General features: G+C 62.3%; 20 protein-coding genes. 6 read left to right on the top strand and 14 right to left on the bottom strand.

Annotation, left to right across the window (positions count from 1 at the left end; translation table 11 throughout):
- Positions 1-124: 124 nt before the first annotated feature.
- The 4 genes from BTHE68_RS34110 to BTHE68_RS34125 form a co-directional block, all read right to left on the bottom strand.
- A complete protein-coding gene (locus tag BTHE68_RS34110) occupies positions 125-1,408 on the bottom strand; it encodes an MFS transporter (protein ID WP_162070657.1) in 1,284 nt (427 codons plus the stop codon).
- Between the two features lie 46 nt (positions 1,409-1,454).
- Positions 1,455-1,838 (bottom strand): hypothetical protein, encoded by a 384-nt coding sequence (locus BTHE68_RS34115; protein ID WP_232078210.1) that lies wholly within the window; start codon positions 1,836-1,838, stop codon positions 1,455-1,457.
- A gap of 107 nt (positions 1,839-1,945) precedes the next feature.
- On the bottom strand, positions 1,946-3,082 hold the full coding sequence (locus BTHE68_RS34120; RefSeq protein ID WP_162070659.1) for a zinc-dependent alcohol dehydrogenase: 1,137 nt from the start codon (positions 3,080-3,082) through the stop codon (positions 1,946-1,948).
- 5 nt (positions 3,083-3,087) lie between these two features.
- Positions 3,088-4,374: an aromatic ring-hydroxylating dioxygenase subunit alpha gene (locus tag BTHE68_RS34125; RefSeq protein WP_162070660.1), complete on the bottom strand. Its 1,287-nt coding sequence runs from the start codon at positions 4,372-4,374 to the stop codon at positions 3,088-3,090.
- 147 nt (positions 4,375-4,521) lie between these two features.
- Between BTHE68_RS34125 and BTHE68_RS34130 the strand changes: the two genes are divergently transcribed.
- Positions 4,522-4,848, top strand: coding sequence for a non-heme iron oxygenase ferredoxin subunit (locus BTHE68_RS34130; RefSeq protein ID WP_162070661.1), 327 nt, complete (start codon positions 4,522-4,524; stop codon positions 4,846-4,848).
- Between the two features lie 21 nt (positions 4,849-4,869).
- Here BTHE68_RS34130 and BTHE68_RS34135 read toward each other — a convergent pair whose 3' ends face one another.
- The 6 genes from BTHE68_RS34135 to BTHE68_RS34160 all read right to left on the bottom strand — a co-directional run bounded on the left by BTHE68_RS34135 (position 4,870) and on the right by BTHE68_RS34160 (position 10,475).
- Entirely contained in the window at positions 4,870-5,787 is a 918-nt protein-coding gene (locus BTHE68_RS34135; protein WP_162070662.1) for a CobW family GTP-binding protein, read from the bottom strand.
- A 13-nt stretch (positions 5,788-5,800) separates the two neighbouring features.
- On the bottom strand, positions 5,801-6,511 hold the full coding sequence (locus tag BTHE68_RS34140; RefSeq protein WP_162070663.1) for a class II aldolase/adducin family protein: 711 nt from the start codon (positions 6,509-6,511) through the stop codon (positions 5,801-5,803).
- A 25-nt stretch (positions 6,512-6,536) separates the two neighbouring features.
- A complete protein-coding gene (locus tag BTHE68_RS34145) occupies positions 6,537-7,370 on the bottom strand; it encodes an ABC transporter permease (protein WP_162070664.1) in 834 nt (277 codons plus the stop codon).
- Complete coding sequence (locus BTHE68_RS34150) at positions 7,367-8,191, bottom strand: ABC transporter ATP-binding protein (RefSeq protein WP_162070665.1); 825 nt, start codon at positions 8,189-8,191, stop codon at positions 7,367-7,369. The genes BTHE68_RS34145 and BTHE68_RS34150 overlap by 4 nt, the downstream gene beginning before the upstream one ends.
- Positions 8,192-8,200: 9 nt before the next feature.
- Positions 8,201-9,241, bottom strand: coding sequence for an ABC transporter substrate-binding protein (locus tag BTHE68_RS34155; protein WP_162070666.1), 1,041 nt, complete (start codon positions 9,239-9,241; stop codon positions 8,201-8,203).
- A 97-nt stretch (positions 9,242-9,338) separates the two neighbouring features.
- On the bottom strand, positions 9,339-10,475 hold the full coding sequence (locus tag BTHE68_RS34160) for a porin (protein WP_162070667.1): 1,137 nt from the start codon (positions 10,473-10,475) through the stop codon (positions 9,339-9,341).
- A gap of 438 nt (positions 10,476-10,913) precedes the next feature.
- Between BTHE68_RS34160 and BTHE68_RS34165 the strand changes: the two genes are divergently transcribed.
- The 3 genes from BTHE68_RS34165 to BTHE68_RS34175 are packed head-to-tail and all read left to right on the top strand — an operon-like array spanning position 10,914 to position 13,816.
- Positions 10,914-11,729, top strand: coding sequence for an IclR family transcriptional regulator (locus tag BTHE68_RS34165; RefSeq protein WP_162070668.1), 816 nt, complete (start codon positions 10,914-10,916; stop codon positions 11,727-11,729).
- A 26-nt stretch (positions 11,730-11,755) separates the two neighbouring features.
- The gene (locus BTHE68_RS34170; RefSeq protein ID WP_162070669.1) at positions 11,756-12,796 is read left to right on the top strand and encodes a 2Fe-2S iron-sulfur cluster-binding protein; all 1,041 of its coding nucleotides are present in this window, start codon (positions 11,756-11,758) and stop codon (positions 12,794-12,796) included.
- Between the two features lie 27 nt (positions 12,797-12,823).
- Positions 12,824-13,816: an ABC transporter substrate-binding protein gene (locus BTHE68_RS34175; RefSeq protein ID WP_162070670.1), complete on the top strand. Its 993-nt coding sequence runs from the start codon at positions 12,824-12,826 to the stop codon at positions 13,814-13,816.
- A 46-nt stretch (positions 13,817-13,862) separates the two neighbouring features.
- On the opposite strand, the gene BTHE68_RS34180 is transcribed toward BTHE68_RS34175, so the two are convergent.
- From BTHE68_RS34180 to BTHE68_RS34195, 4 genes are all read right to left on the bottom strand, one after another.
- Positions 13,863-14,987 (bottom strand): VIT1/CCC1 transporter family protein, encoded by a 1,125-nt coding sequence (locus BTHE68_RS34180; RefSeq protein WP_162070671.1) that lies wholly within the window; start codon positions 14,985-14,987, stop codon positions 13,863-13,865.
- Between the two features lie 129 nt (positions 14,988-15,116).
- Positions 15,117-16,091 carry a PDR/VanB family oxidoreductase gene (locus tag BTHE68_RS34185; protein ID WP_232078211.1) on the bottom strand — a complete coding sequence of 325 codons (975 nt, stop codon included), beginning with the start codon at positions 16,089-16,091 and terminating at the stop codon, positions 15,117-15,119.
- 69 nt (positions 16,092-16,160) lie between these two features.
- A complete protein-coding gene (locus tag BTHE68_RS34190) occupies positions 16,161-17,324 on the bottom strand; it encodes a Gfo/Idh/MocA family oxidoreductase (protein WP_162070673.1) in 1,164 nt (387 codons plus the stop codon).
- Positions 17,321-17,875, bottom strand: coding sequence for a MarR family winged helix-turn-helix transcriptional regulator (locus BTHE68_RS34195; RefSeq protein WP_162070674.1), 555 nt, complete (start codon positions 17,873-17,875; stop codon positions 17,321-17,323). The genes BTHE68_RS34190 and BTHE68_RS34195 overlap by 4 nt, the downstream gene beginning before the upstream one ends.
- A 302-nt stretch (positions 17,876-18,177) precedes the next feature.
- Between BTHE68_RS34195 and BTHE68_RS34200 the strand changes: the two genes are divergently transcribed.
- Positions 18,178-19,416: an aromatic ring-hydroxylating dioxygenase subunit alpha gene (locus BTHE68_RS34200; protein WP_162070675.1), complete on the top strand. Its 1,239-nt coding sequence runs from the start codon at positions 18,178-18,180 to the stop codon at positions 19,414-19,416.
- Between the two features lie 257 nt (positions 19,417-19,673).
- Entirely contained in the window at positions 19,674-21,881 is a 2,208-nt protein-coding gene (locus BTHE68_RS34205) for a tripartite tricarboxylate transporter permease (RefSeq protein ID WP_162070676.1), read from the top strand.
- The last annotated feature ends 25 nt before the right edge of the window (positions 21,882-21,906 follow it).

Consider the following 21,906-nt stretch of genomic DNA (forward strand, 5'->3'; position numbering starts at 1 on the left):
AACTGCGTGTGACCGCGGGCCGTGCCCTAGCTGCTTTCTTTGGTTACTTTCTTTGCAGCAGCAAAGAAAGTGACCCCCGCCCCGGGGAGGGGCAGTGCCAATACACCGACAACAATTCAGGATTTCACGAAATTTCAGCAGAAGACTTATCGATCCCGATACCCGAAGAAGCAGTATCCAAACCCTTCCGAGGATCCCCTTGCTCAGGATAAACATAAGGCCCTAACCTGATAATAGAAATCACCGACAAGGCAACGAGCCCCGAAAACACCCACAACGCCAGATGATAAGACCGCGTGAGGTCATAACAGAGGCCGGAAAGAAAAATCATGATCCCCGCTCCCCATCCCCAGCAAGCCCACATACCCCCACACACGCGCCCGAAGAGGCGCAAATCGAAGTAACGGCTCACGATGAACGTGATGATGTCCGCCTCGGCCCCAATGCTGACACCGATCATCGCCGATGCCACCATCGCCGCATTCCCCGTCGCGCCTGCCGCGAGAATAAGCACCCCGCACAGCGTCAGACCAAACGACATCGCCGCGACATGAGGCGCGTGGACGCGGTCCATCAGATAGCCCGCGAACAAGCGCCCAACCGCCGACGCCAGTCCCGCAACAGAAAGCATCGTCCCTGCGGCGCGTACCGTTTCGCCGCGATCGGTCATCATCGGCACGAGTTGCGATAGCAAGGCAAGCAACACGCCCGACATGCAGAAGATCGCGATGCCCAGCAAGCGAAACGTGCGGTCATGACGAAAGATAGTCCAGAGCGAAGGCAGATCGGCACACGCTTCCCGCGCGCGGCGCGCGATCGCTTCGTCGACGCCGGGCGGCATCTTCACGAGAAAGTAGAGCGCGGGAATCGATAACACCGCCATCAACGCGGCCACGCCGAGATAACCCGTGCGCCAGCCGAAATGACGCAGCAGATAGCCCGCATATTGCGGCATCAGCATCGCGCCGATAGCCGTGCCACCAACCGTCAATCCAAGCGCCAGTCCACGCCGATGATCGAAGCGCGCACACACGACCTTCGCGTACGGCAACGCATTGCTGCCCGGCGCGAAGAAGCCGACCGTCACGAACACCAGACAGAAAAGCGCGAGCGAAACCGGTATCACGCCGACGAGCGCAATCGATCCTGCGAACAGCAGCAGAAACAGCATCGTCGGGCGCCGCACGCCGAAGCGGTCGATGAGCGAGCCGAGCACGATCGTGCCCGGCCCCATCGCGAACTCGAAGATGGTGAGGCCAAGCGAGACCTGCGCGCGGCTCCAGCCGTTCTCGGCGGCGATCGCCTTGATGAAGGTGCCGAACATGAACGCCGATATCACGCCCGCGCCGACAGACAGGCAGATCGCGCCACCGAGGACGGTCCACCATCGATTGATGTCTTGCTTCACAGCCTTGTCTCCTGCATGTCCACGCGTGCGTGAACGAATGCGTTGTTCATGCGCCGAGCGCGGCGAGCAGATCGTCCAGATAGCCCGCGCTTACCGGCAGGATCAGCATCGTGCAATGAGGACGCAACAGATCGGCCGTGTCGGCGCGTGCGAGTTCATCGCGAGAAGGGCCGACCACGCCCGACACTGTCACGCCGCGATTGCGATACGCCTTCGCCGCCACCGCGCCCGCTTGCGCATCGTCGCCTTCGCGGCCCGCGATCACCACGAGGTCCGGCGCGCCGAGCCACGCATTGAACGCGGACGTGTTCGCATCGACGCTGCGCAGGATGCTCGCGGCATCGGCGCCTTCGGTCTGCAATAACGCGGCAAGCCCGCTGGCGCGCACGAACTGCACATCGGCTCGCGCGCGCTCGGCGCATCTTCTCACTTCCGCATCGTCATCCGTAAGAGCAATGACCCTGATGCGACGCGGCGCGGAATTCGGAGCGCGTACTCTGAAGCGCGCTTCCGAGGGCGCGTGATGATCGGATGTCGTCACTTCCATGGATCGATCGTCATGTGAATCGCGCCTTCCACGCCTTCGCCCTGCAAGGTACGCAATGCGAGATCGGTGTCGTCGAGGCCGAAGGTGTGCGTGCTCATGCGCGTGACATCGTGACGATTCGCGGCGATGAGTTGCAGCGCGAGTTCGACCGACTGATAGCTATGCCCGCGCATGCCCTTCACCGTGAGAAAGCGCGCAATGATCATGTCGCTGTTGAACTCGGGAATCGGCACGCGCTTCTGGCCGCCGAGCACGACCGTGCCACGCTTGCGCGCAAGCTGGATCGCAGACGTGACCGTCGACGGACCACCCGATGCGCAATCGATGACGAGGTCCGCCATCGCGCCGCCGGTCAGCTCGGCGACGCGTTCGAGCACGTCTTCCTGATCGACTTCTATCGTGTGATCCGCGCCGAGACGCTTCGCGAGTTCGAGCCGCTCGCGATCTGTTTTCGTCGATAGTCCCGTCACGATGATCTTTGCCGCGCCGGCTTCACGCGCCGCGACGACGCACGACAAACCTTGCTGTCCCGGCCCCTGGATCACGACCGCCTGACCCGGTCCCGCGCCGCCTTGCAGATAAGCCCACTCGATGCCGTTGCCAAGCGGAAGCGCAAGCGCGGCATGCTTCGGCGCGACGCTCGAAGGCACGCGATGAAACACCGTATTCAACTGAAGGTATTGATACTGGCTGAAGCCGCCCCAGAAACCCGGCGCGGTGCGCAGACCCGTTGCGCCGTAGCGCAGGCCATTGAGACGCCAGTCGGTTGCATCGCAAAGCCGGAACTCGTTGGAGAGACAGTACTCGCAATGGCCGCACGGAACGTACTCTTCCAGCGCGACGTAATCGCCTTCCTTCAGGCCCCAGCGGGCGCGCGCGAGTTCGCCCGCTTCCTCGATATGCCCGACCGTCTCGTGCCCGAGAATGAGCGGTCCGCGACTTTGCGGCAATTGCCGATAGTACGGGCCGTCGCTGCCGCACACGCCCGTGATCGCGACACGCAGCAGTCCCGTCGATGCCGTGACAGCAGGCCGCTCGAACGTCTGGATCTGCGTGCGTGATGGCTCGACTGCAACTGCTGCCTTGAACGTACGCGAGGGTTCGCTATGTCGATGTGCTTCGTTCATGCTCGTCAGATGGTGGTGTGAGCCTTGCCCGCTTCGGCGTGAAGCGCATCGTGCGCGCCTTCCTTGAACGGCTTGTCGCGATGCAGGACGATCGCGACCGAGCGCACTTTCTGCGCTTCCGGATCGCGTCCGGGCGGCTCGACGCCTTTCTCGGCGAGCGCACGCGCTGCCTTCATCAAACGGTGACGCACCATGATGATGCCGTTGTCCGTCGATACGAGATTCTCGCGCGTGCGGTCCTGAATCGGTCCCATGCTTTCCTGCAGCGACGCGTCCTGCATCGCAATGCCTTCCACGCCGCTATACGTGATGCCCGCCTTTTGCGCGGCACGATCCATCAGATAGTTATTGGTCTTGTTCTGCAGCGGAATATACGTGCCCGGGATGTAGCGCACGTGAATGCCCTTGCCGTCTTTCATCGCCTGCACTTCGTTCTCGGTGAGATCGCGCGTCGGATGGTAGTCGAAGCTCCAGGCCCAGCAGTTTTCATCGTCGATCGGCACCCAGAAGTGACCGTGCACCGGATGATCGCCACGCGGCGGAACCATCGTGAAGCAGGGCATGACCCACGGCGTGATGCGCCAGTAGTACTGGTCGTCCTCGGCATTGCGGCGTGCGCCGATGAAAAGACCGCCGTCCGATTCCACCACTTCGAACACCGGGCTCAGATCGGAAAGGTTGTACTGATTGCCGCGTGAACCCTTGAACAGCGGGTCCGTGTTGAGGCTCCCGCTGTGCAGGAACGAGACGTGGCTCGAATCGACGCCGCCTTCGAGCGCCTGCAGCCAGTTGCATTCCTGCAGACGCTTGCTCGTGAACGACTGGCTCGCCGGCACGGTCGAGAACTCGAACGCGGGCAGCGGCGGCTGTTCGTCCTGCGGACCCATGTAGACCCAGATCACGCCGCCTTGCTCGACGAGCGGATACGACTTCAGCTTGATCTTGTTGCAGTAGCCGCTCGCAGCGGGCTCCGACGGCACGTCGATGCATTGGCCGGTCACGTCGTATTTCCAGCCGTGATACGGGCAGCGAATGCCGCCTTGCTCGTTGCGGCCGAACCAGAGCGAAACGCCGCGATGCGCGCAGAACTCGTCGATGAGACCGAGCTTGCCTTCCGAATCGCGGAACGCGAGCATGCGCTCGGAAAGAAGCTGCAGACGCACCGGCTCGCCGCCCGGCTCCGCGAGTTCCTCGGAAAGCAGCGCGGGCAGCCAGAAGCGCCGGAACAGTTCGCCCATCGGAGTGGCGGGGCCGGTCTGCGTGACCAGATCGTTTTGCTCTTTTCTCAACATGATGCCTGCCTCAAGGTTTGCGTCCGTCTCTGGACGCGTTCTTTCGAAGTCGTTCTCGCGTGTTCCATATAAAGGAACGCTGTTCATCAAACAGGAACAAAGTTATCATTTGACCCATTCCATGTCAAACGGAGAAGGAGAGAACCGATGCATCAAGCTTGCGCATTTGCCCGTCTTTGCAAGGCCGGCGACGTGGCCGAGGGTCAGGCCATCAAGATCGAGAAGAACGGCCTCACGCTGGCCGTGTTCAACGTCCAGGGCGAGTACTTCGTGACCAACGACACCTGCACGCACGGTCCCGGATCGTTGTCCGAGGGGTACATCGACGGCGACGTGGTGGAGTGCGATTTCCATAACGGCTCGTTCAACATCAGGACGGGCGAAGTCGTCGCGCCGCCCTGCATGATTCCGCTCAAGACATACAAGACGCATGTCGAGGATGGCGAGGTGACCATCGAGATCGAAGGCGAATGAAACCTGCGCCGGCGCGCGTGCCTAGCGGGATGCGTTCGGCCTGACGATCAAGGTCAGGCCGCTTCTTACCGCGCTTGCCGGGCCTTCCGTGATGCGCGCGCGTGGATCGCCGCGCGCGAACTGCACAACCGCGATGGACTCGCGTCCCTTCAGCCGCACCAGGCCCTTCAATCTGAGCAACGACTCGCCATATCGATCGATGAGCGACTGAACGTGCGCGTTCAACGCATCGATATCGGCTGCTTCGTCGATGGCGATGAAGTGCGTCGTCGCATCGTGCGAGCGCGGACGAGAGAACGGGCGCGTGAACGCGCGCTCGATGCGCTGCGCAGGGCGAGCGAGCAGCGCGAGCGCATCCTGCAAGCCGAAGCTGGCATGCGCCGAATGCCCGACGCGTTCGATGGACAACTGCGTGTCCACTGCAACGAGCGTTTGCGCGTCGACGAGATCGGTCTTCGTGACGATCACCGCATCCGCGCTATCGAGCTGCGCGCGCGCCTCGGGAAAGCTCGCGAGCGTATCGAGCGCATTCGGCGCGGCGATCGTCGTGAACGTGCCCGCGATGCGATAGCGCTCCTTCACGAACGCATTGAGACTGAGCGATGCGACGAGCGGCCCGGGATCGGCGAGTCCGGTCGTTTCGATGACCACCATCTCGAAGCGCGCCACGCTGCGATGCAGCCGCGCCCAGAACAGTTGTTCCAGCGCTTCGTTGAGCGCGGGCAGGCCGCTGCAACAGACGCAGGCATCGGCGAGCAGCATCGACGCATCGCCGGAGAACCCGAGCGTCGCGTGATCGATGCCGACCTCGCCGATTTCATTGACGATGAGCGCGGCGTTCGAGAAAGGCGCTTCCTTCAGCCAGCGCGCGAGCAGCGTGGATTTGCCGCTGCCGAGAAAACCGGTCACGACATAGACCGGTATGCGTTCGCGATGCATATGGAACGAAAAGCTAGCCGCGTTCGCCGAGTTTGCCCGCGTGATAGTCCCAGACCTTCTGCAGCAGATTCGGCTTCCACAGATTGCGCCGGATCACCTCGATCTGCGCCTGATCCAACACGGCCGGTTCGCCAAGCTGACTCGCAAGATATTGTCGATGCGCGTTCTCTTCCAGATAGAACGCGAGCACGAACGCTTCCAGAATGCTCGCCGCCGCGATCACCGAACCATGCGACTTCAGCATGGCGACGCGATGCGGCCCGAGCGCTTCGGCCAGTTCTTCGCCGAGTTCCTTGCGATTGATCGATGCGGTCTTCGGAAAGCGTTGGATCTCGCCGAGCACGGCCGCCTGCATGATGACGGGCTGGACCGGCTTGCCCGTCATGCTGAAGAGCGTCGACCATAACGGATGTGCATGAATCACCGAGCCCGCGTCGGGCCGCCTGCGATAGATCTCCGAATGGATGTGAAACTCCATCGGCGGGGCGGCGTCGCCTTCGATCAGGTTGCCGTCGAAATCGATGATGACGATATCCGCCGCACTGAGCGCGCTGCGCACCGACGCGCCCGAGTTGATCAGCATGCGCTCCTGGCCCGGCACGCGCCAGCTTGCGTGTCCGTTGAAATCGATGACTTCGGCGCGTTCCAGCATGAGGATCGCGTCGGCCAGCATGCGCTTCTGGCCGGTATGGTTCTGCATTTGAATCGATACGGTCGAATTCATGACGTGACGTAATGATGAGGCGCGTTCAACGCGAGGACTTCCACGGAATCAGCTTGCGCTCCAGCTCGGTCAGCACGACCGAGATGAGATAGCCGAGCGCGGCGATCACGAGCAAGCCGACGTACATCTGTTCTACGGACAGCAGCTCCCACGCATTCCAGATCATGTAGCCGAGGCCGCTCTTCGAACCGATCATTTCCGCGATGGCGATCAGCATCAGACCGAGACCGATGCCGAGCTTGATGCCGCTCATGATGTGCGGCACGGCGCCCGGCAGTGCGATGGTGCGAAACACTTGCCAGCGGCTCGCGCGGAAGTTGCGGCCCACGTCGAGATAGATCTTGTTGATTTCGAGCACGCCCGTAGCGGTATTGATGAGCACGGGGAAGAACACGCCGATCGCGACCATCACGATCTTCGATGCTTCGCCGAGTCCGCAGATCAGCAGCAGCAGCGGAAAGATCGCGCTTTTCGGCACCGGATAGGTTGCTGCGATGAGCGGGTCGAACACGGCGCGCAGCGGCCGCGACAGACCGATCGCCACACCGAGGATCAGCGCCGGAATGCCGCCCGCGAGCGTGCCCCAGAAGAGACGTTGCAGCGTGGCCCAGGTGTTGTCCCACAGCGAGCCGTCGTTGACGAGCGCGATGAAAGTGCCGAACACTTTCGATGGCGCGGGAAAGAAGCGTTCGTCGATCACGCCCGTTTCCGCGAGGATCTGCCAGATGATCAGCAGCACGACCGGCGATGCGATGCTGATCATGCGGTCGCGGCTATTGCCCGAGAACAAGCGCTTGAGACGGGAAGAGGATGACGTGTATTGCATCGCCGGTGCGGTCAGTTTTTGCGCGGTTTTCATGCGTGAATCTCGCCAAGGTCGCGTGAACGGGCGCGCTGCACTTCCTCGCGCAGTTGCCCCCAGATGGAATAGACGAACTCGCCGTACTCGGGCCGCGAACGCAGTTCGAGCACCGAGCGCGGACGTTCGAACGGCACATCGACGATCTGTTTCGCCGTGCCCGGCTGCGCCGTCATGATCATCACGCGATCGCCGAGCGTCACCGCTTCATCGACGCTGTGCGTGATGAAGAGCACGGTCTTGCGCGTCTCTTCCCAGATGCGCAGCAGTTCTTCCTGCAACAGCACCTTGTTCTGTTCGTCGAGTGCGGAGAAGGGTTCGTCCATCAGCAGAATGTCGGGATCGTTCGCGAACGCGCGCGCGATCGAAACGCGCTGACGCATGCCGCCCGACAGTTGGTGCGGATAAGCCTTCGCGAAGCGCGTGAGACCAGTGCGGCTCAGGTAATGCCCGACCACTTCGCGGATCTGCGCCTTGGGTACGCCGCGCAACGTGAGACCGTAGGCGGCGTTGTCCCATACCGTCATCCACGGGAACAGGGAGTCGCCCTGGAACACCATCGAATTGCTCGGGCGATTCTCGGCGGGCGCGCTGATCTCGACGGTGCCGCTCGTCGGTTCGTCGAGATTCGCGAGCATGCGCAGCAGCGTGGACTTGCCGCAGCCGCTCGGGCCGACGATCATGAAGAAGCAGCCCGTCGGAATATCGAGCGACATGTTGTCGAGCGCGGTCACCGTGCCGCCGCCCGATTGAAACGTCTTGGTCAGATTGCGCAGACGGATCTTGACTGGCGCGTCATCGGAAAGAGAGGGGATGGACATGCCGGTTCCTTACTTGAGCGGTTTGTATGGGCCGAGTTCTTTCACGGCGGTCTCCGCAATCGACGTGTCGAGCACTTGCGTGACCGTCACGTTGCCCTTCACGACGCCTTCGCTCTTGAAGAACGCGAGATCGTTCTCCAGGCTCGCGACGTTGAGCTTGCCGTCCGGATTCGTGCCCTGCGGCACGATCGTGCGATAGGTGTTGGGGTCCTTGATCGGCGTGTATTCGTTGAGGATCGAGATCACTTCCGCTGCATTCGGTCCCGCGATCTTGCCGTTCAATAGTGCGTTGTTATAGTCGCGGACCGCGCGGATATACGCGCGCATGAAGGCCTTCGCCGCCTGCGGATGATCCTTGATGAAGACGGTCGAATAGAGCACGACCGCGAGCTGATGATTCGGATAGATTTGATCGTCTCCGACCACGCGCACGGCGGCGCCGCGCCTGACGGCTTCGGTGGCGGAGGGTTCGGTCGTCAGCGCGGCGTCGACGGCCTTGTTCTGCAGCGCCATCACGTGCTGCGGAAAGGAAAGATAGATGCGCTCGACATCGCTCGTCCTGAGGCCGGCTTTCTTGAGCGCTTCGTTCATCGTCGAGGTGGATGCGCTGCCCGTCGCGCTGCCCGCGACTTTCATGCCCTTCAGATCGGCGAGCGACTTGTAGCGGCCATTCGCGACGAGATCGGCGCGCACCAGCAGCGGCTGATAGCCGTATCCTGGCGGCGTCGACCCTTTATCGGCCACGATCTTGATGCCGATGCCGCGCACCACCGCGTTGTACAGCCCCGCGGAAGGCGAGCCGCCCGCGACATCGAGCTGGCCCGCACCGAGCGGCGCGACCATCTTCGCGCCGGAGTCGAACGGAATGAACTTCGCGTCGAGGCCTTCCTGGCGGAAGTAACCTTTCTTCTCGGCGATGAAGAACGCCACGTCGCTGCTCGCGTTGGCGATGCCCACGCGTACCGTCGTCAGATCGGCGGCAAGCGCGGCCCCCGATCCCGACACGACGCACGCAACGAGCGCCGCGCCCCATACTCTGACTCCTTTCACTACGTATCTCCTTCTGTTGTTCCTTTATATGGAACAACGTGTCGTTGTATGGAACAACATTAACATCGACGAAATCGCGCTGTCAATGCAAACGCGTTCAGAAGCGGTGACGCAGCGAGAGCTTGACCGCCACCTGGTTCGGCGTCGTCGACTGGCCCAGCGAGCCGATCGCAGCGACGGCGGGCTTGCCCGTCGAATCGATGCCCGATGCGTGCTGCCAGACGCCGACCAGATTCAGGTCGGTGCGTTTGGAGATGAAATAGTCGGGCCCGACATCCACTTGTTCGTATTTCGCCGATTCGGCCTTCGTGTAGTCGAAGGAAGCGGCGAGTTGAAGCGACGGAATCACGTACCAGCGCGCATTGATTTCGTAGCTGTTGAAGGTGGCCTTGCCGGTGTTAGGCGTGGTCGGCGTGCGCAGGATGTCGTTGAAGCGCGTGTTGGTGTACACGAAGCCGATCTTGCCCGAACCGAAGCTGTAGGAAATGCCCGCGCCGAAAATCTCGACCGAATTCGCCGATGCATAGCCGCTATATACAGGGCTCTTGCCCGGCGACGTGTAGCCGGGCTGGCCGGGATTCACGGTGCCGTCATACGCGGAGACCGACGGGTTGTTCACGTTGTCATAAGCGATCGCGGCCGAGATCGGTCCATTCACATACGAGGCCGCGAGCGTGTAGATGCGATTCGACGCGAAGTTACCCGCGACGCCGCCCGGCGCGAAGATCCCCGACAGGCGCAGGCCGTACATATTCGGCGACATGTACTTCACCGCGTTGTTGACGCGGAAGTTCGAGTTCAGGTTATCGAAGTCGCCCGGGTGCGTGCCGACCCAAGCCCACAGCGAGGTCGCCGCGATCTCGCCGATCCATTCGGTCATCGGATCGTACTGGCGGCCGAGCGTGACCGTGCCGTACGGGCTCGACAGGCCGACGAACGCTTGCCGGCCGAATTCGCGGCCGCCCTGCAGCAGCTTTCCGTTGGAGGTATCGAAACCGTTTTCGAGCGTGAAAATCGCCTTCATGCCGCCGCCGAGATCTTCGGAACCGCGCATGCCCCAGCGGCTGCCGTTGGTCTGTCCCGTCACCGTCTCGATGTTCGAGTGGCCCGACTGGTTGTTGATATAGACCAGACCGGCGTCGAGCAGGCCGTACAACGTGACCGAACTCTGCGCATGCGCCACGCCGGCGCCGGCCAGCATGGGAAGTGCGATAAACAACGCTGACTTTTTCATGGGGTCTCCGTCCCTTGTTTCATAGTGATGCCGGTTTCGTGCGAACCGGGATGCTGTGTTGCGAAATCTTTTGAAGTTGATTGCACATTGATACGGATGCCTAACTGTAAGTGCGTCATGAGCACTTTCGGGAGCTATTTCTTTTAACGAATGTTCGGTTACCTCTGTTGGCCGCCCGGCCGAGGAAATCCGCAGATCTTCATTTCGTTCCGCTATACAGAACGACGGTCTGTTAAAATGGGACGAATTGAGTTTCGCTTTGTTTAGGTCCCTAAGTCAAGCGGAACGAAAGGCAGTCAGGGTTATTCCGCATCGGTATCGCTCGATCTGTCGGTCTTCGCATCGCGATACAGGCGATTGAACGGATGTACTCGCTGATTCTTGCGTTCCTGTATGCGGAACGCTATTCCATTTACGTATTTCGTGGGGTATATTTCGATGAAATCAGAAGCAGGGCAGGGCGAAGTAAAGGCGCAGGAGAATGAGGAGGGACCGCAGCGGCTGTCGTCCGTGACCGCGGCGCTCCAGTTGTTGAAGGTGTTCTCGGAGCACGAGCCGGAGTTGGGCATCAGCGTGCTCGCGAAACGCATGGGCATCGCGAAGAGCACGGCGCACCGGCTCGCGAGCGCATTGCTGTCCGAGGGCATGCTGGAGCAGAACGCGGATAACGGGCGCTATCGCCTGGGCATTCAGTTGTTCACGCTGGGCGCGCTCGTGCGGCGGCGCTTCGATGTCGCGAAGCAGGCGGTGCCGTTTCTGCACGTGCTACGCGAGCACACCGACGAAACCGTGCATCTCGCGGTGCTGGACGACACGAGCATCGTGTACCTGTTCAATCTCGAGAGCGATCAGGCGATCCGCATGCGTTCGTATATCGGCGTGCGCAAGCCCGCGTTCTGCACCGCCGAAGGTCATGTGCTGCTCGCGGCGCGCACGCCGGACGTCGTATCGCGTGTGCTGAAAGAAGGGCTCGTTGCGCGCACGCCGAAGACCAACACCGACCCGCAGGTGTTCCTGAAGACGCTGGACGCGGCGCGCCGCGACGGCTATTCGATCGACGACGAAGAGTCGGAGGTCGGCATGCGCGGCATTGCGGCGCCCGTGCGCGATATCTCGGGCAATGTGGTGGCCGCGGTCGGTATAGGCGGGCCGGCGCAACGGCTCACGAAAAAGGCGCTGCGCGCAGCGGTGCCGCATTTGCTTACGGCGGCCGAAGGCATTTCCGCAACCCTCGGATTCCACAGGCCGCTATGAAATAACTCTTGAAATAAGGTGGATTCATGCATTCGGACGGCCACGCACATCGCATCACGCTCGCAGCAACCGATCAATCCTTCGAATGCGAGGCCGGCGATGTGATGCTGCGTTCGGCCCTGCGTGCGGGCATCGGGTTTCCATACGAATGCAACGTCGGCGCATGCGGCAACTGCAAGTTCGAACTGATCGAAGGGGAAGTAGATGTCGTGTGGCCCGACGCGCCGAGCTGGACCGCGAAGGATCGCGAGCGCAGGCGTTATCTCGGCTGCCAGAGCGCGCCGCGCGGCGATTGCACCATCAAGATGCGTCCGTCCGCGCACTACGCGCCGAAACATGTGCCGCGCTCCGTGAGCGGCACGCTCACGGAGCGCCGCGCGATCACGCATGACATCGAGGAATTCCGCTTCACGCTGTCCGGCGACATGCCATTCGAGCCGGGCCAGTATGCGTTGCTGACGCTGCCCGGCGTCACCGGCCAGCGGGCGTATTCGATGAGCAATATCGCCGATGGCATCGCTGAGCCGCGCGAACTGCATTTCCAGGTTCGCCGCGTGCCGAACGGACAGGGCACAAGCGTGCTGTTCGATGCGCTCGATATCGGCACGCGCGTCGATATCGACGGGCCTTATGGCATGGCTTATCTGCGTCGCGACGTGAAGCGCGACATTCTCTGCATCGCGGGCGGATCGGGTCTCGCGCCGATGATCTCGATCGCGCGCGGTGTCGCGGCCGATCCCGCGCTCGACGAGATCAAACTGCATTTCCTCTACGGCGGGCGCACGCCGCGCGACGTGTGCGGCCGCGACATGCTCGAAGCGTTGCCGGGATGGGCCGAGCGCCTGCATTTCCAGGCCGCCGTGTCCGATGTCGCGCCCGATAGCGAAACCGTGTGGGATGGCCACGTCGGCTTCGTGCACACGGTGGCGGAAACGCTCTTCGGCGAGAACCTGCGCGACATGGAGATCTACTTCGCCGGACCGCCCGCGATGGGCGCGGCGATCCAGCGCGCGCTCGTTGCATTGAAAGTGCCATTCGAGCAGGTGCACTTCGATCAGTTCTATTGAATCCCAACACGCTGCCAGGAGCAGACCTTGTCCAAGCTGAGACTCACTTTCGGATGCTGGAATTACGACCGCACGCGCGCATTGATGGACGGCAGCGTGCAGCCCGACGGCATCGATCTCAACTATCTGAACATGCCGGTGGAAGAAACGTTCTTCCGCATGCTGCGTCATCACGAATTCGATGCGTCGGAGATGTCGCTGTCGTCGTACACGATGTCGTGCTTTCGCGAGCCGCGTCCATTCATCGCGATTCCGGTGTTTCCGTCGCGCTTCTTCCGTCATTCGTGCATCTACGTCAATGCCGATTCGGGCATCGAGAAGCCGCAGGATCTGATCGGCAAGCGCATCGGCAATCCGGAGTATCAGATGACCGCGCCCGTGTGGATTCGCGGCATTCTGTCGGACCATTACGGCGTGCCCGTGGATAGCGTCACGTATTACACCGGCGGCGAGGAAGAGCCGAATCGTCCGGAGAAGCTCAAGCTCGATCTGCCTTCTAACATTCGCGTCGAGCAGATCGGTGCGGACAAGACCTTGTCGCAGATGCTGCTCGATGGCGAAATCGATGCGCTCTATACCGCGCGCATGCCGTCGTCGTATGTGAGCGGCAAGGGGCGCGTGAAGCGTCTCTTCGAAAACTATATCGATGTGGAACGTCAGTACTTCCGCGACACGAAGATGTTCCCGATCATGCACACGGTCGTGCTGAGGCGCGAGGTTTACGAAGCGAATCGCTGGGCCGCGCAATCGCTCTATAAGGCACTGATCGAATCGCAACGTCGCACGTATGCGGACCTCAACGAGACCGCCGCGCTGAAGTCGATGTTGCCGTGGCTGAACGCGCATGTCGAAGCGACGCGCAAGGAAATGGGCGACGATTTCTGGCCTTACGGGCTCGACAGAAATCGCGAGAACCTGCGCACGTTCCTGCGTTATTCATACGAGCAGGGCTTGTCGAAGCGCTTGCTCGAACCTGAGGAAATCTTCGCGCCGGAGACCTTCGAGTCGTTCAAAATCTGACTACCGGAACGCGATGTGCCGCGCGTTCGGAAGCGCGGCGCTTCGCTCAGGAAAGCGATACGCCCAGCAGACTGCCGATGCCGTATGTGCAGCCCGCCGCGACCATCCCGATCAGCACTTGCCGCACGGAAGAAAACAGCGCGCCACGGCCATTGAAGAGCGACGTGAACATACCGATGCCCGCAAGCCCGAGGCCGCTCAACACGACGCACTGCACGATGCCCTGCGTACCGCTCGCCCATAGAAACGCCACAGCCGGAATGAACGCGCCGATGGCGAACGTGGTGAACGACGCGAGCGCGGCCGTCCACGGATTGCCGCCCAGTTCGCGAGGATCGAGACCGAGCTCTTCGCGCGTAAGGGTATCGAGCGCCTTGTCCTTGTCACGCATGATCTCGGCGGCGACGCTGCGCGCCTGTTCCGCGTCCATGCCCTTCGCCTGATAGATGAGCGCGAGTTCGTGACGCTCAGCATCGGGCATGTGCTCCAGCTCGTCGCGTTCCCTTGCGATCTGCGCGCGTGCAAGCTCACGCGCATTGGTGACGGAGAGCCACTCGCCGAGCGCCATTGACGCAGCGCCCGCTATCAGGCCGGCGAACCCTGTCAGAAGGATCGTGCCGCTTTCACTGCCCGCGCCCGCAACACCCATGATCAGACAGAAGTTGGAGACGAGACCATCGTTCGCGCCGAGCACGGCGGCGCGCAAATCGTTGCCCGACGCTACGCCGCGATGCCACGATTCGGCTGCCGCGATCGCACCGCCTTTGCTCAGGCCTTTGTTGCGATTCACCACATCCTGCACGATGTCCGCGTGATGACGCTCTTCGGCCGACATTTGCGCCGCATCGGGTTGTTCCGCGTATTTGTCGCGATCGGCCATTTCGCTGGCGGCTACGGAACGCAGCACGAAATCCGGGCCGAACGCTCGCGCGAGCACGCGCATGATCCGCGTCTTCGCACCGACGCGATGCGTTCGCACCGCTACGCCGTTCGCTCTTAGTTTCGCGGCCCAGATATCGGCGTGGCGGCGTTCCGCCGCGGCCAGTTCCGCATAGACGCGCCGCTTGTCGTCCTGCTTTTCAGCGTGCGCAAGGGTGTCGTAGAGGGCTGCGCTGTCGAGTTCGTCGGCGAGATTGGATGTGAAGCGCTTGAGTTCGGTCTGGGACGCCATGACGTCACCTTTATCGTTCGTCTCATTGAGTCAAGAGTAACGACGAAAGTCATGACATGCCGCTAATACCCCCAAAGCGTGCGATGAGTGAAAATGGAATCGCGTCTCATGGTCGTTTCGACGAAACAATCAGAGGTCGAGCACCAGTTCATCCGAACACGCACGCGAAACACAGATCATGATATCCGACGCCTGCTCGTCATCATCGAGGACGAAGTCGCGATGATCGGCCTCGCCTGACAACAGACGCGTTCTGCACGAGCCGCATGTGCCAGCTTCGCATGAGCTCGGTGTATCGATGCCATTCGCGCGCAGTGCGTCAAGGATCGTTTCGCCGGGCGCGACGTTCACGCAGCCGCCGCTGCGCGCGAGCCGCACGGTGAATGCCTTTTCTCCTGCGGCATTGTCATGCGCGCTCGTGCCGAAGTCCTCGAAATGCACGGCTGAAGAGGGCCAGTGCGAAGCGGCGTCGCGCACCGCCTGCATGAGTGGACGCGGGCCGCAGCAATAGATCTGCGTGTCGCCTTGACGTTCGGCGACGAGCGGCGCGATCGCCAACGACTGCGTGCGGTCGCCGAAGTCGTGATGCACGCGCACACGTGCTGCGAATTCTCCGGCCAGCAGTTCGTCGAGGAATGCGGTCGATTCCGGCGAGCGCGTGCAATAGATCACATCGAAATGCGCGCCGCGCGCCGATAGCTCGGCCATCATCGCGCGCATCGGCGTGATGCCGATGCCGCCTGCGATCAGCAGATAGCGCGACGCATCGCGCGATAGCGGAAAGTAGTTGAATGGCGACGACACATCGAGCGAGACGCCGGCGTGCACGTCCCGCGCCATGCTCAGCGAGCCGCCGCCGCCCGCCGCATCGCGCTTCACCGCGATCACGTAACGATCGCGCTCGGCGGGATCGTTGCAAAGCGAATAGCGTCGCGCAATGCCTGCGGGGGTCTGCACCAGCAAGTGCGCGCCAGCGGTGAAGGGCGGCAGCGTGCCGCCGTCTTCGGGCCGCAACTCGAACAGAAATATATCCTCCGCGATTTCGCGCTTGCACGTGACGGTGAGCGTGAGCGTTCCGTCGATGGACTCGATTCGGTCAGGCATGCTAATCGTATTCATGATTCTCGCGCGGCCTCGTTCGCCGCCTCACAGTTGGATCAGGTCATCACGCGATCAGGCGAGCGCGACCTGATGCTCCAGAAATACTTCCTCGCCACGCTCCGACGATGCAATCGCCGCCGCGCAGACTTCGAGATTCGCGAGCCCCCAGCGACCATCGTGGATGGCGCGCTTGCGTCCGCTGATCGCATCGTGGAACTCGCGCATGACGAGTTCGCGCGGTGAGACATCGGTGGGCAAATCGATTTCGCGTTTTCCGTCGCTCGTATAAACGAACAGGCCCTTGGCCGACTGGCGCATCTCGCCGCGTTCACAACTGACAAGCGTGAGTCCGAAGAACGGCTGATTCGGCGCACTCGCGGGAATCGCGTTACGTGCGCGTTCGGCCTTGGCGCGCAATTCGTCTTCGATATTCGCGGGTCTGGCGATCGCGCGCGATTGCGCCGGAAAACCCCATTCGCCGATGTGGAAGCACAACTCCGCGCTCGCGAAACGTCCATAGCCGTTGTAGACCGCGGTGGCGGCGGCGCCGTCGGCGAATTCGATGAACACCGTGTGCGCGCCGGTCGCGCGACGCTCCGGGTCCCAGTCGAAAGTCTTCGCACGCACGCTGCGCGCGGCGCCGCCGGCGAGCAGACGGATGATGTCGAACTGATGCGAGCCCTGTCGCAAGGTCACGCCGCCACCTTGCGACACATCGAGCTCATCGGGGCGGCGCGGCCTATAGATCCAGTCCGTGAAGCACCACGTATGCACCATGCACACGCGGCCAAGCTCGCCCGACGCGATGAGTTCGCGCATCGCGTGAATCGGCTGATCGTAGCTGTGCGAGTGCCCGGCGAGCAGCACGATGCCGGCCGTATCGGCGGCGGCGACCATTACGCGTGCGTCGTCGAGATTCGCGGCCATCGGCTTTTCGACGAGCACATGCTTGCCCGCGCGCGCCGCACGCTCGACATGCGCGCGATGCAGCGTCGTGGGCGATGCGACATAAACCGCATCGAGCGCGCCGTGTTCGATGAGCGCGTCGATGCTTTCGTAAGCGGCGACGCCGAATTCCCGTTCGCCTCGTTTGCGCACCGACTCCGACGGATCGGCGAAGCCTGCGAACACGAAGCCCGCATGCTTCACGATGGCCGGCACGAACGCGCGTCCCGCCGTGCCGAAGCCGACGATGCCGATGCGTACCCGCTTCGCCGCGTCGCTCGTGTTCGTCACAGTGAGTCCTCGCTCGAATCGCCGTTGGCGGGATCGCGGCCGTTCTTCGGAGCCGCGACTTCGTCGGCGGCCAGGTTCTCGATCATCGCGAGCAGGGTTCGCCGCGTCGCTGCGATGTCTTCCGGCGCGATGCCCGCGAGTGCGATGCGGTTCACATCGATCGCGTAGGGCACGAGCACGCTGCGCAGCGCGACGCCCTTCGGTGTGAGAAAGACCCGGACCTGCTTGCGGTTGTCGGGCAGCTTCTGACGCGTGAGATAGCCGAGCGTTTCCATCGTCTTCAATGCGGAAAAGGTGGTCGGTTCCGCGACGCCCGCCTGCTCGCTCAACTGCCGTTGCGTGAGACCGTCCGTTTGCCAGAGGATGCGCAGGAATGTCCAGTGACCATAGAGCACCGAATGCTCTTTGAGACGAGCCTGTAAGGAACGTGAAAAGCCACGCGCCGCGTCCTTCACGAGATGCGCCATGCGCTCTTCCGGCAACGCCTCGCGCCAATGCTTGAGCGTGCCCGGCTGCGGGTCGCGGGGAATCTTCTGCTCGTTCTTGTTCATCCTCTCACCTGTGTTCCGGCACGCTCACATGCCGCTTTTCATAAACTTAGATAACTAAGTTAAATTTGTCAACGATCCCGATGTTAGGGTGAATCCCGATCTCGTCGATGGATGGCCTCCTTGCAGAAAGTTGGCTCTTTATAGCGCACGCTTGCTGTAGACGGCTTTCAGAAGCGTGCGCGTCCCGACTCGGTATTTTCCATTATTTTTAAGTTAGGTACCTAAGCATAATATCGATTTCAAGGCCGGCGGCAGGACGGTGTCTCCGGCAAGCTTTTTCCAAAACATACGGGAATCGACTCATGCTTACGGCAGAACAAAACGAAACAATGACGCGCATCGGGCCGGGCACGCCGATAGGCAAGCTGTTGCGTCGCTATTGGCAGCCCTTCGCTGCGGCATCGGAACTCGACGACAAGTGGACGCGGCGTGTGCGTCTGCTCGGCGAGGATCTCGTGCTCTTTCGGGACCGGCAAGGAAGGCGCGGCCTGATCGCGGAGCAATGTCCGCACCGGCGCGCGTCGTTCGCGCATGGCATCCCGACGGAACAGGGCATCCGTTGTCCCTATCACGGCTGGGAGTTTAGCGCAGAGGGTAAGTGCCTCGATCAGCCCAACGAGCCTGACAACTGCGCGTTTCGCGACAAGGTCGCGACGGATGCGTATCCGGTGGAGGAACTCGGCGGCGTGCTGTTCGCGTACATGGGACCAGAACCGCGCCCGCTTCTGCCGCGCTTCGATGGCTTCGTCGCGCCCGGCGCGATCCGCATGATGGGCCGCGCGCTGCTGCCGGTGAACTGGCTGCAGATCATGGAGAACTCGGTCGATCCGATTCATACCGAGTGGCTGCATGGCCATCACTATGAGTTCCAGAAGGAGCAGGAAGGCGTCAAGGTCGCGATCAGCGCGAAGCACGAAAAGATCGCATTCAACGAGTTCGAGTTCGGCGTGACCAAGCATCGTCTGCTCGCGGGACATTCGGAGGATTCGGACGACTGGCGCATCGGCCATCCGATCGTGTTTCCGAACATGCTGGCCGTGGGCAACGGCGACGAGACTTCGCGCTACTACTCGTTCCAGATCCGTGTGCCGGTCGACGACGAGCACACGCTTCACCTCTGGTACAACGCCTACATTCCGCCGCAGGGCATGGACGTGCCGGCGCGACTCACCGAGCGCCTGCATACCTACGACGTGCCGTTCAGGAACGAAGACGGCGAGTTCATCGTCGATAACGTCGATGGTCAGGACATGATGGCGTGGATCACGCAGGGCGCGATCGCGGACCGCACGCGCGAGAACCTCGGCGCGTCCGATCAGGGCCTCGCGATCTACCGCCGCATGCTCCGACGCGAGATGAAAAAGGTCGAGGCGGGCGAAGACCCGATGGGCCTCGTGCGCGATCCCGTGCGCAATCAGTGCATCGACTTGCCCAACGAGCGCAAAAAGCACCACAACAGCGACGGCTTCGCGAGCTTCATGCTGCGCACGCATGCGAAGTATTCACCCATCGCACAGGATCTGGTGCGGATCTTCGAATAGACGCGCGGGACGCAGCGCGCGCGTCGGAGCTTGCATCTCGCATTCAAAAGACATAACGCAATCCTGAATGCGTAATGCAAAACGCGTAATGCAAAACGCGTAATGCAAAACGCGTAATGCAACAGGCGGTTCGACTATAAACGCCCGGCCACGCAGCCGGGCGATTACCGGAGACTTGAGATGCGGCTCACAAGCACTCGATCGCGTGGTCACGGCTTCTGTCGTGTCGCGCGGCAAGCTCACCGGGAGGCGCGCTGATGCTCGATGCCGCTCTCCATGCGCTGACCCTGATCCTCGATCCGCTGCGTCTCGGGATCATGCTGGGCGGCGTGCTGCTCGGACTCGCGCTCGGCGTCGTGCCGGGCCTCGGCGGCATCGTCGGGCTTGCGCTGCTCATTCCGTTCACCTATCACCTCGACGGCTACACGGCCTTCGCGCTCCTGCTCGGCATGGCCGCGGTGACGACGGTGTCCGACTTCATCCCCGCCGTGCTGTTCGGCGTGCCCGGCACCGTGGGCGCGGCGGCCACGGTCCTGGACGGCCATCCGCTCGCGAAACAGGGCCATGCGCGGCGGGCGTTCGGCGCGGGTTACGCGGCTTCGCTCGCGGGCGGCATCTTCGGCGCGCTGCTGCTCGCGCTCGCGATTCCGGTATTGCGCCTGATCGTGCTCTATATCGGCTCGGCCGAATTGCTCGCGATGTGCATCTTCGGTCTTTCGATGGTCGCGACGCTCTCGGGCAAGGCGCCGATGAAAGGTCTCGCCGTGGCCTCGTTCGGCCTGATGCTTTCGCTGATCGGCTCCGATCCGCAAACAGGCACGCTGCGCTGGACGTTTGGCACTTTGTATTTATGGGACCATCTGCCGATCGTGCCGGTCACGCTCGGCATCTTCGCGTTGCCCGAACTCGCCGACATGGCGATCGAGCGCACCGGCATCGTGCGCGAGCGTGCGCAACCCGGCGTGCGGGCGAGCACGCAGTGGGACGGCGTGAAGGACGCCGCGCGTCACTGGTGGCTCATCCTGCGCTGCAGCGGCCTCGGCGCGCTGCTTGGGGCGGTGCCGGGCATCGGCTCGGCGGTGATCGACTGGATGGCGTACGGCCACGCCATCCGCACCGAGAAGAACCCGGAGAACTTCGGCAAGGGCGATATCCGCGGCGTGATCGCATCGGAAAGCTCGAACAACGCGAAGGAGGGCGGCCACCTGATTCCGACCGTCGCGTTCGGCATGCCGGCGGGCGCATCGATGGCGCTGCTCCTGAGCGCATTCATCATGCACGGCTTCACGCCCGGCCCGGAGATGCTGACCAAGCATCTCGACGTGACGTACACGATCATCTGGACGCTGACGATCTCGCACATCATGGGCGCGGTGATCTGTCTTTCGAGCAGCAGCGTGTTCTCGCGTCTTGCGACGGTGCGCGTCGGCATACTGATTCCGCTCGTCGTCGCGATCGTCTATCTCGGTGCGTTCAATGCGAGCCAGAGTTGGGGCGACCTGTGCGCGCTCGTGCTGTTCGGCGCGGTGGGCTGGATCATGAAGCGGCTGAACTGGCCACGTCCGCCGCTGATTCTCGGGCTCGTGCTCGGCAGCATCTTCGAGCGTTATTACTTCATCTCGCACGAGATCTACGGCATGGGGCTGTTCGCGCGGCCGGTCGTCATCGTGATCCTGCTCGCCGCGTTGTGGGTCGTGCTCGGCCCGACGATCAAGGGCCTGCGCAAGACCTTGCGTGCGCGCTCGCAGTCATCTTCGCGCGACGCAGCGCCTTCGTTCAGGCTGCGTCTGCGCGGCTTCGACTGGCAGATCGTCTTCACGCTCGCGCTGACGGCGCTCGTGATCGTCGCGATGACGTTCGCCAGCGACTGGGCCTTCGCCGCGCGCCTGATGCCGATGACCAGCGCATGCGCCGCGCTCGTGTTCTGCGGCATCGTGCTGATCGAGCAGCTGTTCACACGCGAAGCGGCCACGGCCGAAGCGAAGGCATCTGCATCGTTCGATACGGCCGCACCGATGGGCGAACTCGCGCTGGCCGGCGCAGGAGCGCATTTCAGCGAACCGCGCGCAAGCGTGGATGCGCAAACCAACAACCTTGCCAAGGCCAATGCGAACGCGGCCGCGAGCGTGAGCATCGGAACACACGGCGATCCATCGTTGCACGATGGCCTCGCATCGGCGCTCGATACACGGACGCTCTACACACGCGGCGTGCGCTTCTTCGCATCGATCGCGGGTGCGCTCGCGGCGGCGGCGGTCATAGGCTTGCTGCCCGCATTGCTGATCTTCATGCTGCTCGTCGCGCGGTTCGAGTTCGGCGAACGCTGGCGCACGTCGGTCGTGCTTTCCGTTGCGATGACAGTCGCGTTATGGCTCGTATTCGGCCGCATTTTCTCGACGCCGTGGCCGCAATCGCTCATCGGCGACTGGCTTCCGGCGCTGCGTCAGCTCGGCGGTCTCGTCTGAGCGCGCAGCACGAACAAGCAAAAGA

The organism is Burkholderia sp. THE68, from assembly GCF_009938265.1.
Classification (GTDB): domain Bacteria; phylum Pseudomonadota; class Gammaproteobacteria; order Burkholderiales; family Burkholderiaceae; genus Caballeronia.